The following is a 13,513-nucleotide window of genomic DNA, read 5'->3' on the forward strand; positions in this document are numbered from 1 at the left end:
TAAACGGTTAACGTTTTTTAGGACAAGTCACAAAAGCCTTAGTATATACAGAGCATAATGAGTACCTATCAGAGTGAGTTCAACCGGCTAAACTACTCTTTATCAAACGCTCCGCCAAGTCCGTTACCTCCTGAGCCGAGATAGGCATATCCTGTTCAAGCCAGCTTCTAAGCAGACCGATGAGCATGGAAGCCAATGCCTGAGCCGTTAGGTTGGCGTTCACCTCGGCGATGCCACCAACCTGCACTTTAAGGGCTTTACGCATCTGCATGGTCAGCGATTCGCGGATGTGGTTGATAACCAACTCACCACTACTTTTGCCCAACATCGCCTTCGCCAACCGATGATTATCGACCACATGGCGGAACAGGGCAGACAGGTTTACGCCCAGCGTCAGTTGGTCAGCCGATGTACCTGACTCATCGAACAGATCCTCCGTCAGCCAGCCACGACCACTGAACAGCAGTTGTTCCTTGTTCTCGAAATGAGCGTAAAAGGTCGAACGGCCTACGTTCGCCCGGTCGATGATGTCCTGCACCGTCACGGCTTCGTAGCCTTTCTCCAGTACCAGTTCGATCAGGGCATCCGTCAGTAGCTTACGGGTTCGGTCGATGCGACGGTCGGAAGGGGCTTTTTTCATGGACAGTTGGGCCGTTTTGTTCAGTAACAGACAGATACCGATTTCTGTGGATTGACAGCGAGGGAATAACGAGGCTACCTTTGGCCAATCGAACACCGTGTTCAAAAATAGACAGATTGTTCGACTTTTAATGACCGATCAACTTAGAGACGTATTGCTGGCTAGTGGCAGTGGCTTTGTAGGACAGGCACTGACGCAGCATCTGACAAAAGGTGAGCACAAGGTGGCCATCCTAATCCGCCGGGCCACTTCCGGCATTTATCCGCACTACCAGTGGAACCAGGCGACGGGGCAGATTGCCCCCAGGGCCGTCGAGTGGGCCGACGCAATCATCAATCTGACCGGTGAACGTATCACCGACGGAGCCTGGACACCAACCCGGAAGGCCGAATTGTTGCAAAGTCACTCTGAGCATGCCCTTCGGGATGAACACTGGCAGAGAGCATTGAACGCGGTGGTTCCTAACCCCGTACCCAACCACGTATTGGTCAAAACGCTGGCTCAGGCGTTGGGCCGACGTCTGGCTACCCCGACTACTGCGGTGGCGGCTGGGCGAAAAAAGCGAGTTTCTATTAGCCTCCCATCGGCTCAGTGTTCAGAAAGCCATACAGTTGGGTTACTCGTTTCGCTATCCGACGATTCGGGAAGCCATTTATTCATTCCATCAACACACTATACCATCATGACAGACGCATCCCGCTCCTTACTGCGACTAACCAATGTAAGTAAAGCATTTACCCGACCCGACGGTACGCCCTTTATGGCCCTAAACCGGGTAAGCCTCGACGTACCTGCCGGGCAGCGCGTGGCGATTATCGGTAAATCGGGCAGCGGCAAATCGACGTTGCTCAATCTGTTGACCGGCATCGATCAGGCTACGGATGGTACTGTGCTGATCGGCGGACAACTGCTCGGCCAATTATCCGAAAATGAACTGGCCCGCTGGCGGGGCAAACACGTAGGCATCGTCTTTCAGTTTTTCCAACTCATGCCCACGCTGACAGTGCTGGAAAACATCGTCTTTGCAATGGACCTGGTCGGTATCGTGCCAACGGGTCAGCGCGAAGACAAAGCTCGTAATCTGCTTGACCGGGTGGGGTTAGCTGATCAGGCCGATAAATTGCCGCAAACGCTGTCGGGCGGGCAGCAGCAGCGCGTAGCCATTGCGCGGGCCTTAGCCAACGACCCACCCCTGCTGGTGGCCGACGAACCTACCGGCAACCTCGACTCACAAACGACCGAGTCGATTCTGGCTCTTTTCGAGTCGATCAACGCACAAGGCGTTACGTTGCTGATCGTGACCCACGATGAAGACGTAGCCCGGCGCGCGCACCGCACCATCCGGCTACGCGATGGGCAGCTTGTCGATGATACGCTAACCACTCCTGCCTCATGAACACTTCCTGGAGAAAAATTCGGGGCGATGTGCGGGCCAATCCCGTGCAACTGGGGCTGGTCGTTCTGGCCATCCTGATCGGAGCCGTCGCCTTATCGACTGCCTTTACCTCGCGCACGGTGATGACCCGCACCATGAACCAGAACTATTGGGGTACGTCCCCTGCCGACGTTACGTTCTGGCTCGACGCGAGTCCGTTGGCAACGGATTCAATCGCCCGGCGCGTGGCCGCATTGCCCCTCGTAGCCGATGCCGAACTGCGTCGAACTATCCGGGCCAGAGCTAAGATCAATGCTACTGACTGGCGACCCCTACGGACGTATGTGATTGCGGAGTTTGCCAACCTGCGCGTCTCAACCTTTCGTCCTGTATCGGGCAAAACCCGACCGGGATTGGGTGAGGTACTCATCGAGCGGTCGGCCCTGCCGGTGCTGAACGTGAAGCAGGGCGATTCGCTGACGATTCGCGTTCCGGGTGGAAGGCTAAGGAACGTACTGGTAGCGGGCATCGTGCATGATGCCGGGCTGGCCCCCGGCTGGCAGGACAACGCAGGCTATGCCTACCTCACGCCCGAAACAGCAGCCTGGCTGGGCAGCGACCGCCCGTTTGATGAACTCCGGGTAAAGTTGACCAACGGCGCGGCCACCCTCGACAAAGTGACTATTAGCCAACAGGCTAACCAGTTGAGTCAGTGGCTGACTGAGCATGGTCAACTTGTTGGCCGGGTGGAGGTGTCGGAGGGCAAACACCCTCACGCCGATCAGATGCAGGCGATGGTGACGCTGTTGACGTTCTTTTTCGTGCTGGCGATTCTGCTCAGTGGTACGTTAGTCGCTAATGTGCTGTCGGCCTTGCTGGCTAAACAAACCCGGCAAATCGGCATCATGCGGGCGGTGGGTGGTTCGGCCCGGTCGGTGGGGCTGCTATACGGACGGCTACTGCTGGGGCTGGCCGCACCCGCCGTAGTCCTTGGTCTGCCGCTGGGTACTTGGGTAGCGAATGCGTTTTGCACGATGGCTGCCGATATGCTCAACCTGGAACTCGATAATTGGTCGGTATCGCCCATGACGCTGATCGCTGAACTCCTGATTGGCATCACGATTCCGTTACTTTTTGCGGCTCTACCCATCCGCAAGGCACTTAGACAGTCCACACGCGAAGCTCTCAGCTACACAGGTGCGACTGTTGGAACGGGAGGGGAACGGGGGTGGCTAACACGGCTATTTCGCACTCCTCAACTTCAGTTGGCAGTTGCCAACACATTTCGTCGGCGGGGGCGGCTGGTGCTGACCGTCGCGGCTCTGTCGGTTGGCGGAGCGGTACTGCTGACCGCGCTGAACCTGTACCGGGCCATCGAACGGGCGATGGATGCCAACTTAGCCAACCGGGGAGATACCATCGACCTGCGGTTGTTGCGGCCCATGCCCGCCGATTCGCTTCGACGGTTGGCACAATCAGTGCCGGGCGTGACCTACGCCGAAGCCTGGGGCAGTGTGCTGGCTTCCGTCGAGCTGACGACGGGTTCGGGTCGGGGGCCTGCCGTTGGCAGCGTGCGTTATTCGGTGCTGGCTCCGCCTACTAACAGCCGCTACTGGCATCCGGTCGTGGTGGGGGGTACGTTACCCAACCCAAATCAAGCAGGGGCACTCATTGTAAGCCGGGGGATGCAGGGCCGACTGCCGGGCCTTCAACTTGGTGCTTCGGCTACGCTGCTGGCAGGTGGTAAACGTCTGCCAGTAAGGGTGGTAACGGTCATCGAAGAAATTGCCGAACCCGCCCTCTATGCCACTCCCGCTACGCTGTCGCAACTGACCATCGATGCCAATTTAGCCGGGGCCTTGCGGATCGAAACCGAGCTGGGTCGTCAAAACGACGTAGCGGGGGCAATCGAAGAGGTATTGGTTAGCCGGGGGGCGTTTCCGTTGGTGGCCATGACCAACGCTGTACTGCGACAAAGCATGCTCGACCACATCGTCATCCTGCTCATCTGCCTGACGAGCGCGGCCATTGCGGTACTGCTAGTGGGTACGCTCGGCATGGGAACGAGCCTATCCTTAAACGTCATCGAGCGGTGGCGCGAGATTGGCGTGATTCGGGCGATGGGTGGCACCAACCAGAGCGTGTTCCGGCTCCTGCTCACGGAAGGCTTCGTTATGACGACCCTGAGCGTAGGATTGGCCGTGTTGCTGTCGTTACCTCTGACTGCCGGGGCCGGTAAAGTCGTTGGCGCACACGGACTGTATGTCACGCTCCCGTTTGTCTTCCGGCTCGACGCGCTGGCCCTGTGGCTGGGTGTGGCCGTAACCGTAACGCTGCTAACAGTATGGCTAACCACCCGGCGCAGTTTGCAGGTACCGGTGCGCGAAGTGCTGGCGTATGAGTGAGCTATGGTAGCCGTATAATTCGTTCACACAGGCTCTTGAAGTGGGAGTACACTTCTTTGACTGCCTGATAATGGGCACCAATGGCACCGTCTGATGGGTTCAATAGAAAAATCGGTTTACGCGCTTCCATAGCCATAGGCATCAGGCTACGGTAATGCTTCAGAATGGCCAGGCAGTTGGGATCATCAGGTAATGCTGGCGGAGGTGTCGATAAACCAAGCACAAATTCACTGTAAGCACCCGGAATACGATTTGCCCATGTGGTATATGCTTTCACCGGGCGATTATCACGCACCGCGTGTTGCATGACAATATACCCTGATGGGCGCATAATAGCATCGGGCAGGGCAAGTGTTGGCTCCGGGTTTCGGTTGCGACGGTCGGCCCACTCCCGTCGCCAGGTGGTGAGGGTGGCTCCCACGTTTTTCAATCCTTGCAGCGAGAATAAATCGGCGGCCATTGGAATGATGACATGGTCGGCGGCTATGAGGGTGGCTCGATTGATAGCCCCGAAATTCGGTCCTACATCAATCAAACAATAATCTGCCTGCACCTGACTGACCGCTTCCTGAAGTACCCGATAAAAGACGGAAACAGTTCGAAAGGCTAATTCATCGCCGTTCAAACATTTGGTCCAATTGTCGCTTAATCGGTCTTCAAAACCAGACAAATCCAAATCACCGGGTAGCAGGTGAAGATTTTCCGCTATCGTCTCCAGTTGAGCGGGGTTTATATCGCCGATCCCCCGTACCACCGGACGAATGCTATTCATGATGGTGGGACGGTTCTGAGGTATATCGTAGATAGCCAGCAGCCGTTGATCGGTCAACAGCATGGAGGTCAGGTTCATCTGTGGATCAAGGTCCAGCAGCACAACCCGTTTACCGAGTTGGGCCAGCATATACCCAACGTGATATACCAGTGTTGTTTTGCCAACCCCGCCTTTGTTATTGAAGAAGATCAGCGTTTTCATAATCTGGGTGTCGATAAAGCGTTACGCCAAAATAAGTAGGCTGATCTTTTTCAAAAACAGGAGCGGGACTTTTATTCGTTTCCAGGGCGGTTTGGATGCGGCTAATTCCCCGATTAAATCGGTTCACGTAGCCCGTTACTTTCATCACTTCAGCCAATGCCGGATTACGATAATCATTCACTTTTGGGAAATTTTCAGGGCGAGCGGCACCAAATAAACCGCCTGGATTTTGAATTTCGATTCGATCACTAAATTGATAAAAACGAATAGGTGAATTACTCTGATAATCACGATGTAATAGGGCGTTCATCAACGACTCCCGAATAGCAATGTATGGAAAATCAAAAAGTTGTTGCTCACGAAGATAACTGGCTCCTACCGGACGCTGGTGGACTACCTGGTTTTTAACAAATGAGTCAAGGTCGCTCAACAACGTAATCAGGGGGCCGGAAAATAATGTTTCGTTGACAACATCACTACTTAGGGAATCACCCGCAAACTGAACGAACTGAATGTAAGCACCCGGAAGAAAGTAAAGTGGATTCGTGCCAAAGACAAGCAAACCGGCAAAGGTTGGGCTGCCAGCCGTGAGGTCGTAAAATTTGAGGGAAGCCATTTGTTCGACCAACACACGACCATTAGCGATTAGCTCCTCGTCGGTGATCGCCAATGGCAGGTACGTTGTCCTGAAAAACGCCTGACTCAGATCGGCGAGGCTACTCCCCCGGCAAGGTAAGGTATCAAAGCTGCGGGCATAGTGCGAACGTTTTTCGTTCAAAATACGCTCTTCGGCTTCCCCTGCGGTAGCCCGGCGTGGCCCGTTCCGAATCCATATCTGCTGCTTGTATCGGACCGGGGGCAGGTGGTGCGGTTGCACTTCTACAACGGCCAAATCGCCTTGTTCGAAGCTAACTTTTTGAACAGACAAAGCAGGGGGAGGGACAATATTGCCATCCGTGCGGATAGCCGCCAGATTTTGCAAAAGTTGATCCGTGATTGAAACACCCGCAATTGAACCGTCATCATTGGCCCCGATAAATAAATAGCCAGGCTGATTATTATTGGGAAGATCATTGGCAAACGCACAAATAGCCTCGCCGAATTTATCAGTGTTTTTGGTCGAAATAGTGCGCTCTACCCGGTCGCTTTCGCTATCCATCAATAAACGCCGTAATTCATCCTGATTAATCATAGGGCGAAATTAGCCATTTAACACCGATTACTTGTCTTCTTGACGAGTATGATACGGTTTGACCAGAGAAGTTTCACAAAAAACTGCTTACTTTTACAACCAAATGCCAATCCGTCCTCTCATCGTCGCGCTGCTCTGGCTGACCTACGTACTCTCGTTGGGTCACAGCCTGTTGCCGCACCATCACCACCGGAACGCCGGCTGCGACGACCACGAGGGACAGATCGCCCACCATCATGCGGGGGCCAAGCATCATCATGATCGGACCGCCGACCGCAGCGACCACGACCATGACCACGATTCAAAGGAAGCGTCCGATGAGGCCGATTGGTGGTTTGGGCATCAGCATACGCCGGGTGTCGAATTTAGTCAGTTAACCGCGTCGGACCAGTACCAGGCTCCGGTTGCCGCCGAGCTTACCGCCGTTACACTGCCCCGGTTTGCCGTTGTCATCCGGTGGGTCGGGCAAACCGTTGGCTGGCCCCCCACGCAGGCTAAAGCTCCGCCCGTACCGTATCGTTTCCGTCCGTTACGCGCCCCCCCTTTATTCTCTCTCCCTGCCTAACCGGGTAGTCCTGCTCAGGATCGGTTCAGGTACGTAGTCGGTCGCTCAGACCCGACTCATTTTTCTCATTTATCTTTTTCAAGGAGTTGCCGCAGCCCCTCGCATTGGTGGCCGTTTGCCCGTCTGGGTCAATGGATCGTCGTGTCGCTGGCTTATTCATTCCCCGCAACCAGAGAATAGATCGGCTATTCTTGTCCATCTAACAAATCAAACCAAGTCAATGAAAACGACCTTATTTGCCTTTGCCTTTTCTTCCCTGCTGTTCCTGGGCTGCTCCGGCGGCTCCTTAAAGGAAGCTGGTACGCACACGCACGACGATGGCTCCGTCCATGCCGACCATGTCAAAGGCGATACAACAAAGCAGGAGGAATTTACAGTCGGCAGCGACACAACAGCCGCCAAGCCGCACACGCACAAAGACGGGGAGAAACACGATCACGCACATGGCGACGATCACAAGCACGAATAGATGCTAACCAAACAACGAATCAGGCTCACCGCGCTACTCGTGGTGGGCCTGATGGGCTGCAACCGTTCCAGCCAGAATCAACCCCACGACCATCCGCACGAAGAAGCCGGTCTGGAATCACTGGCCTACACGCTATACAGCCCCCACGCCGAGGTCTTTGTGGAATTTAAACCGCTGGTGGTCGGTACGGAATCACGCTTTGCTACCCACGTTACGGTGCTGGGGGAATCGTTCAAGGCCCTTTCTGAAGGCACCGTGACGGTCAGTCTGCTGGTAGGCGAACGGGGTCTGCGAAAGTCGGCCAACGTACCCAGTCAGCCGGGTATTTACCGGCTGGCCCTCAGCCCCGTCGCAGCCGGTACGGGCAGGGTGGTGTTCGACATCAAAACGCCCGCCTTCACCGATCAACTCGTTATCGAGAACGTACCTGTTTACTCAGACGAGAAAACTGCGATGGCGGCCCAGCAACCCGAATCGTCGGTTGGCTCCCCGGAGATAACGTACCTGAAAGAGCAAGCCTGGCAGGTCGAGTTCGCCAACGAACCGCTGCGTCCGCAACCCTTCGGTGAGGTTATCCGCACCACGGGCCGCGTTCAACCGGCACCGACGGATGAAGCCGTCGTGTCCGCTACGTTCGACGGCATCGTGCAACTCAACGGCCCCGCGCTCGTGGCGGGCCGGGCGGTGCGGGCGGGCGACCGGTTGGTCACGCTCACGAGCCGGTCGCTGCCTGATGGCAATTTAGATGCCCGGCTGATACAGGCCCGCACCGAATTGAACCGGGCCAAAGCTGAATATGACCGGGCGCAGGAACTCAATAAAAGCGGGCTTATTGCGGGCAATGATTTTGAGCGCATCCGGGCCAGTTACGAATCGGCCCGTACGGCGCTGAGTGCCTTGTCGGGTAGTTACGGACCGGGGGGCAAAACCCTGACGGCTCCCGTGAGTGGGTACGTGCGCGAACTCTTCGTCAAATCCGGTCAGTTTGTGGCGGCTGGGCAACCCCTGGTGAGCCTGACCCGCAACCGCAAACTCGTCGTCAGGGCCGACGTACCACCGCAGTACGCGCCCTTGCTGCCCCGCATTCAGTCGGCTACCCTCCGAACCATCGCCGATAACCGTCGCTACGAACTGGCGGAACTCGGCGGGCGGGTACTTTCCTATGGCCGGAGTACTGAGGCCGAAACGGCCTTTACATCCCTGCTGCTGGAAGTGAACAACGTCGGCGGGTTAGTACCCGGAACGCTGGTAGATGTGTGGCTCAAAACCCCTCCGCAGGGCGCGGCCCTGACCGTCCCCGAATCGGCCCTGATCGAAGAGCAGGGGCAGTTTTACGTCTATGTCCAGACGGGGGGCGAATCGTTCCAGAAACGGCTGGTTCAACTCGGCACCCGCGATGGCATCCGGGCGCAACTGCTGTCGGGCGTAGCATCCGGTGAGCGCGTGGTGACCAAGGGAGGCTATCAAATTCGCTTGTCGTCGCTATCGGGTACGTTGCCCGCGCACGGCCATGAACATTAATCGCCCATGCTGAACCGACTTATTTATGTGGCCCTCCACAACCGGCTGCCGGTACTGGTGGGGGCGTTGCTGCTTCTGATCGGCGGCTGGCAGGTGGCCCGCACAACCGATGTCGATGTGTTTCCCGACCTGACCGCGCCCACCGTTGTCGTGCTTACCGAAGCCCACGGGCTGGCTCCCGAAGAGGTCGAGCGGCTGGTGAGCTTTCCCATCGAATCCGCCGTGAACGGAGCGACCCAGGTGCGCCGGGTACGCTCGTCATCTTCGGCGGGCATCTCGGTGGTCTGGGTAGAATTCGATTGGGGGACCGACGTATTCCGCGCCCGGCAGGTGGTCAGCGAGAAAATGCAGACCATCACGGGCAACTTGCCCCAGGGCGTGGGTGTACCGACGCTGGCCCCGCAATCGTCGATCATGGGCGAAATCATGCTCATCAGCCTAACGGCGGCCGGCGATCCGGCGACAGGCGACCCTGCGAACAAAACCTCGGCGATGGACCTCCGTTCGCTGGCCGACTGGACCATTCGGCCCCGGCTGCTGTCGCTGTCGGGCGTAGCGCAGGTCATCACCATCGGGGGCGATTATAAGCAGTATCAGGTCTTGCTGGACCCCATGCGAATGAACCAGTTTGGCGTAACGCTGCCCGACGTACTGGAAGCCAGCCGCGACGTGAACCGCAACACGTCGGGAGGATTATTGTACCAGTACCACAACGAATACCTTGTTCGGGGGTTGGGCCGCACCAGCGACGTGGCCGAGATGGGCAGTGGCGTGGTGACGTTGCAGAATGGATTACCCATTCGGTTAGCCGACGTAGCTGAGGTACGTACCGGCGCGGCTCCTAAAATCGGTTCGGGGGCACTCCGGGGCGATCCTGCCGTCATAATGACGGTGATGAAGCAGCCCCAAACCAACACGCTCAACCTGACCGAACGCATCGACAGCGCGGTGGTGGACCTGCAAAAAACGCTCCCCGCCGACGTAAAGCTGAACACGCGCATTTTTCGGCAGGCCGATTTTATCTCGGCATCGGTGGGCAATGTGCAACGGACCCTGCTGGAAGGGTCGCTGTTCGTGGTCGTGATCCTGATCCTGTTTCTGGCGAATGTCCGCACCACATTCATTTCGCTGCTGGCTATTCCGCTCTCGCTGTTGGTGTCGATTCTTACCCTGCGCGGGCTGGGGCTGACCATCAATACGATGACGCTGGGCGGCATGGCCATCGCCATCGGTGATCTGGTGGATGATGCCATCATCGACGTAGAAAACGTGTACCGGAGACTTCGTGAAAATGCCCGACTACCGAAAGCAGACCGACAGCCCGTGCTGGACGTGATTTATCATGCCTCGGTCGAAATTCGGGCTTCGGTCATTTCGGCGACATTCATCATTATTGCCGCCTTTCTGCCCCTGTTTTTCCTCGGTGGTATAGAGGGCCGATTGCTGCAACCGCTGGGCATTGCCTTCGTGGTGTCGCTGCTGGCTTCGCTGTTGGTGGCCCTCACCATTACCCCCGTCCTGTGTAGTTTCCTGCTGACATCGTCCAACATGCTGGCCGACCGCCAAGCGGATGGCCGCCCCCACGAGTCGTGGCTGGTACGTCGGCTCAATGGCTGGTATAGCCGAACGCTGACCCGCGCCCTCCGGCACGGGAACGCCGTGCTGATTGCCAGTGGGGTATTGCTGGTAGCTGCGTTGGGACTACTCTCGCAGATGGGGCGGAGTTTTCTGCCCGAATTCAACGAAGGCTCTCTGGTTATCAGCGCGGTGAGTCTGCCCGGTATTTCGCTTGATGAATCCAACGCCATCGGAACGCGGGTCGAACGGGCGTTATTGACGATCCCTGAAATTCAGACTACTACTCGCCGAACGGGCCGGGCCGAACTGGACGAACACGCACAGGGGGTCAATGCCGCTGAAATCGACGCGCCGTTTGTGCTGGCGACCCGCACCCGCGAGGAGTTTATGGCCGACGTGCGGAAGAAACTGGCCGGACTGTCGGGCCTCAACATCACCATCGGCCAACCCATCGGTCACCGCATCGACCACATGCTGTCGGGAACGCGGGCGAATCTCGCCATCAAAGTATACGGCCCGGACTTAGGGCAGTTGTTCACCCTCTCCAACGGTGTGAAAGCAGCCATTGATGGCACCGATGGGTTGGTCGATTTGTCGGTTGAGCCGCAGATTGAGATTCCCCAGGTGCAGATCCGCCCCAACCGCCCGATGCTGGCCCGTTACGGCATCACGATGGGTCAGTTCACCGAGTTCGTGGACGTGGCTTTGGCGGGCGAAAAAGTGGCCGACGTGTTCGAGGGCAACCGCAGCTATGACCTCATCGTGCGCTACGCCGATGCCTACCGCACCCGCTTAGAAGTGCTGCCCAACACGCTGATCGACACGCCGACAAGCGGTAAAATTCCGCTTCGGTTGGTTGCCGACGTGATTTCGACCAGTGGCCCCAACACCATCAACCGCGAAGGCGTACAACGCCGGGTGGTAGTGTCGGCCAACGTCGCCGGGCGTGATTTGCGGAGCGTGGTCGAAGACGTACAAGCCCGGATTAATAGCCAAATCAAACTGCCCGAAGGGTACCGCATCGAGTACGGCGGGCAGTTCGAGAGCGAAGGCCGGGCCTCCCAGACTATCGCACTGGCTTCGCTGGTATCGCTGCTGCTGATTTTTCTGCTGCTGGTGGGCGAGTTTCGTAAACCGTCGCTGGCCGGTATCATTCTGCTCAACCTGCCGCTGGCCCTGATTGGGGGCGTGGTAAGCCTGTGGTTAACTGGAGGCATTGTCAGCATTCCTGCCCTGATTGGCTTCATCACCCTGTTTGGCGTAGCCACGCGCAACGGCATTCTGCTGGTAGCCCACTACCGGACGCTGGAAGCGGCTGGCGAAACCCGGCACGATGCGGTCATTCACGGCTCGGTGGACCGACTCAGCCCCATTCTGATGACCGCACTCACGGCGGGGTTGGCCCTGATTCCACTGGCTTTGGCTGGCAGTGAACCGGGCAACGAAATTCAAAGCCCAATGGCAAAGGTCATCTTGGGCGGGCTACTGTCGTCCACGCTGCTGAATTTGTTTGTCATCCCCATCGTATATGGGCGGGTGATGAAGCGACAACCCATACTACCTCAAACGCATGAAACATAGCCTGATTTTTCTCCTCATGGCCCTGCCTGGATGGGTGTACGCCCAATCGTCCTCGTCCATCGAGCGGGTGCTGCAATCGGTGGGGCAGAACAACAAAACGCTCCGGGCCGAAAGCCAGGCGTATGCCGCTCAACGCGCTACGTTGCAGACGGGCCTAAATCCCGATGATCCGTTCATCGAATATGATTACCTGCCAGGCCGACCCGAAGGTGCGGGTTTACAGCAGGAAATCAGCCTGACGCAGGGGTTCGATTTTCCGACCGCCTATAAACGGCGACGGGAAGTCGCCCGGCTGCAAACCGAGCTAACCACGCCCCAGCAACGTGTAGGGCGGCAACAGGTGCTGCTGGAAGCCAAACGACTCTGTCTGGAACTGATTTACCACAACATCCGGCAACGGGATTTGCAGCAGCGGCTGGCGCGGGCGACGAGGCTGGCCGAGGGGGTACGTGAACAGGTACGTGGGGGTACGGCCACCGCGCTGGACGTGAGCAAAGCCGATCTGCAACGGTTAGGCTTAGAAAACGACCTTCGGCAGAATACCCAGCAGATCCGTCAGCGGACGCTGCGACTCACCCAACTCAATGGCGGGGAAGCCATCAGCCTGCCCGATACGCTTTATCCGGCCCGGCCCCAACTGCCCCCCTTTTCCCAACTCGACAGCCTGATCGAAGCTGCTGACCCCGCCGTAGCTGTTGTGCGGCAGCAGGTCGCCATTGACCGGCAGCGGGTGGCTCTGGCCCGTGCGCTAACGTTGCCCCGCTTTCAGGTTGGCTACCATTTTCAGTCGTTACTGGGGGTGTGCTACCAGGGTATTCATGCGGGCCTGAGTATTCCGCTCTGGCAGCAGCGCAACATCATTCGGGCGGGACAGGCGGGTGTAATGGCCAGCGAAAGCCGGGTGATGGAACACCGCACAGAGCATGTTGCCCGCAATCAGCAACTGTATGAGCAGGCCCAGACGCTGGAAACCAACCTGGCGCAGTACCGGCAGGCCCTTGACGACACCAATACGCTTCTCCTGCTGGATACGTCGTTCCGGCTGCGGCAACTCACGACAGTAGCCTATATTCTGGAAACGACGTACCTGTACGGAGCCACCGACACGCTCCGCCAATTAGAACGCGACCTCCAGCTAACTCTCGCTGACCTGCTGGCGTATCAATTGTAAACAAACACAATGCCAGCTATATCATGGCCAAGAATCAAACCTC

The 13,513-nt window shown here is 57.3% G+C and carries 10 protein-coding genes; 7 read left to right on the plus strand and 3 right to left on the minus strand.

What is annotated here, in order from left to right; all coding sequences use genetic code 11:
* Positions 1-79: 79 nt before the first annotated feature.
* Positions 80-640 (minus strand): TetR/AcrR family transcriptional regulator, encoded by a 561-nt coding sequence (locus AWR27_RS25970; RefSeq protein WP_083732993.1) that lies wholly within the window; start codon positions 638-640, stop codon positions 80-82.
* A gap of 130 nt (positions 641-770) precedes the next feature.
* Here AWR27_RS25970 and AWR27_RS26195 point away from each other — a divergent pair, with 130 nt between their 5' ends.
* Positions 771-2,036 carry an ATP-binding cassette domain-containing protein gene (locus AWR27_RS26195; protein WP_232326027.1) on the plus strand — a complete coding sequence of 422 codons (1,266 nt, stop codon included), beginning with the start codon at positions 771-773 and terminating at the stop codon, positions 2,034-2,036.
* Entirely contained in the window at positions 2,033-4,420 is a 2,388-nt protein-coding gene (locus AWR27_RS09960) for an FtsX-like permease family protein (RefSeq protein WP_077131036.1), read from the plus strand. Before AWR27_RS26195 ends, AWR27_RS09960 begins: the two co-directional genes overlap by 4 nt.
* Position 4,421: 1 nt before the next feature.
* Here the strand turns inward: AWR27_RS09960 and AWR27_RS09965 are convergent, their stop codons facing one another.
* On the minus strand, positions 4,422-5,393 hold the full coding sequence (locus AWR27_RS09965) for a ParA family protein (RefSeq protein ID WP_077131037.1): 972 nt from the start codon (positions 5,391-5,393) through the stop codon (positions 4,422-4,424).
* Positions 5,368-6,585, minus strand: coding sequence for an ATP-binding protein (locus AWR27_RS09970; RefSeq protein WP_077131038.1), 1,218 nt, complete (start codon positions 6,583-6,585; stop codon positions 5,368-5,370). Before AWR27_RS09970 ends, AWR27_RS09965 begins: the two co-directional genes overlap by 26 nt.
* A 103-nt stretch (positions 6,586-6,688) precedes the next feature.
* On the opposite strand from AWR27_RS09970, the gene AWR27_RS09975 reads away from it, so the two are divergent.
* The 5 genes from AWR27_RS09975 to AWR27_RS09995 all read left to right on the plus strand — a co-directional run bounded on the left by AWR27_RS09975 (position 6,689) and on the right by AWR27_RS09995 (position 13,470).
* Entirely contained in the window at positions 6,689-7,150 is a 462-nt protein-coding gene (locus AWR27_RS09975; protein ID WP_077131039.1) for a hypothetical protein, read from the plus strand.
* Positions 7,151-7,370: 220 nt separating this feature from the next.
* Positions 7,371-7,619 carry a hypothetical protein gene (locus tag AWR27_RS09980; RefSeq protein ID WP_077131040.1) on the plus strand — a complete coding sequence of 83 codons (249 nt, stop codon included), beginning with the start codon at positions 7,371-7,373 and terminating at the stop codon, positions 7,617-7,619.
* Entirely contained in the window at positions 7,620-9,140 is a 1,521-nt protein-coding gene (locus AWR27_RS09985; RefSeq protein ID WP_077131041.1) for an efflux RND transporter periplasmic adaptor subunit, read from the plus strand.
* A gap of 6 nt (positions 9,141-9,146) precedes the next feature.
* Positions 9,147-12,299: an efflux RND transporter permease subunit gene (locus tag AWR27_RS09990; protein WP_077131042.1), complete on the plus strand. Its 3,153-nt coding sequence runs from the start codon at positions 9,147-9,149 to the stop codon at positions 12,297-12,299.
* Positions 12,289-13,470: a TolC family protein gene (locus AWR27_RS09995; protein WP_077131043.1), complete on the plus strand. Its 1,182-nt coding sequence runs from the start codon at positions 12,289-12,291 to the stop codon at positions 13,468-13,470. The genes AWR27_RS09990 and AWR27_RS09995 overlap by 11 nt, the downstream gene beginning before the upstream one ends.
* Positions 13,471-13,513 lie beyond the last annotated feature (43 nt).

It is taken from the genome of Spirosoma montaniterrae, from assembly GCF_001988955.1.
Classification (GTDB): Bacteria; Bacteroidota; Bacteroidia; order Cytophagales; family Spirosomataceae; genus Spirosoma; species Spirosoma montaniterrae.

Bases quoted from the DNA above. Each gene is read 5' to 3' on its own strand.
- AWR27_RS25970 (WP_083732993.1), bottom strand. From the start codon at position 640: ATGAAAAAAGCCCCTTCCGACCGTCGCATCGACCGAACCCGTAAGCTA.
- AWR27_RS26195 (WP_232326027.1), top strand. From the start codon at position 771: ATGACCGATCAACTTAGAGACGTATTGCTGGCTAGTGGCAGTGGCTTT.
- AWR27_RS09960 (WP_077131036.1), top strand. From the start codon at position 2,033: ATGAACACTTCCTGGAGAAAAATTCGGGGCGATGTGCGGGCCAATCCC.
- AWR27_RS09965 (WP_077131037.1), bottom strand. From the start codon at position 5,393: ATGAAAACGCTGATCTTCTTCAATAACAAAGGCGGGGTTGGCAAAACA.
- AWR27_RS09970 (WP_077131038.1), bottom strand. From the start codon at position 6,585: ATGATTAATCAGGATGAATTACGGCGTTTATTGATGGATAGCGAAAGC.
- AWR27_RS09975 (WP_077131039.1), top strand. From the start codon at position 6,689: ATGCCAATCCGTCCTCTCATCGTCGCGCTGCTCTGGCTGACCTACGTA.
- AWR27_RS09980 (WP_077131040.1), top strand. From the start codon at position 7,371: ATGAAAACGACCTTATTTGCCTTTGCCTTTTCTTCCCTGCTGTTCCTG.
- AWR27_RS09985 (WP_077131041.1), top strand. From the start codon at position 7,620: ATGCTAACCAAACAACGAATCAGGCTCACCGCGCTACTCGTGGTGGGC.
- AWR27_RS09990 (WP_077131042.1), top strand. From the start codon at position 9,147: ATGCTGAACCGACTTATTTATGTGGCCCTCCACAACCGGCTGCCGGTA.
- AWR27_RS09995 (WP_077131043.1), top strand. From the start codon at position 12,289: ATGAAACATAGCCTGATTTTTCTCCTCATGGCCCTGCCTGGATGGGTG.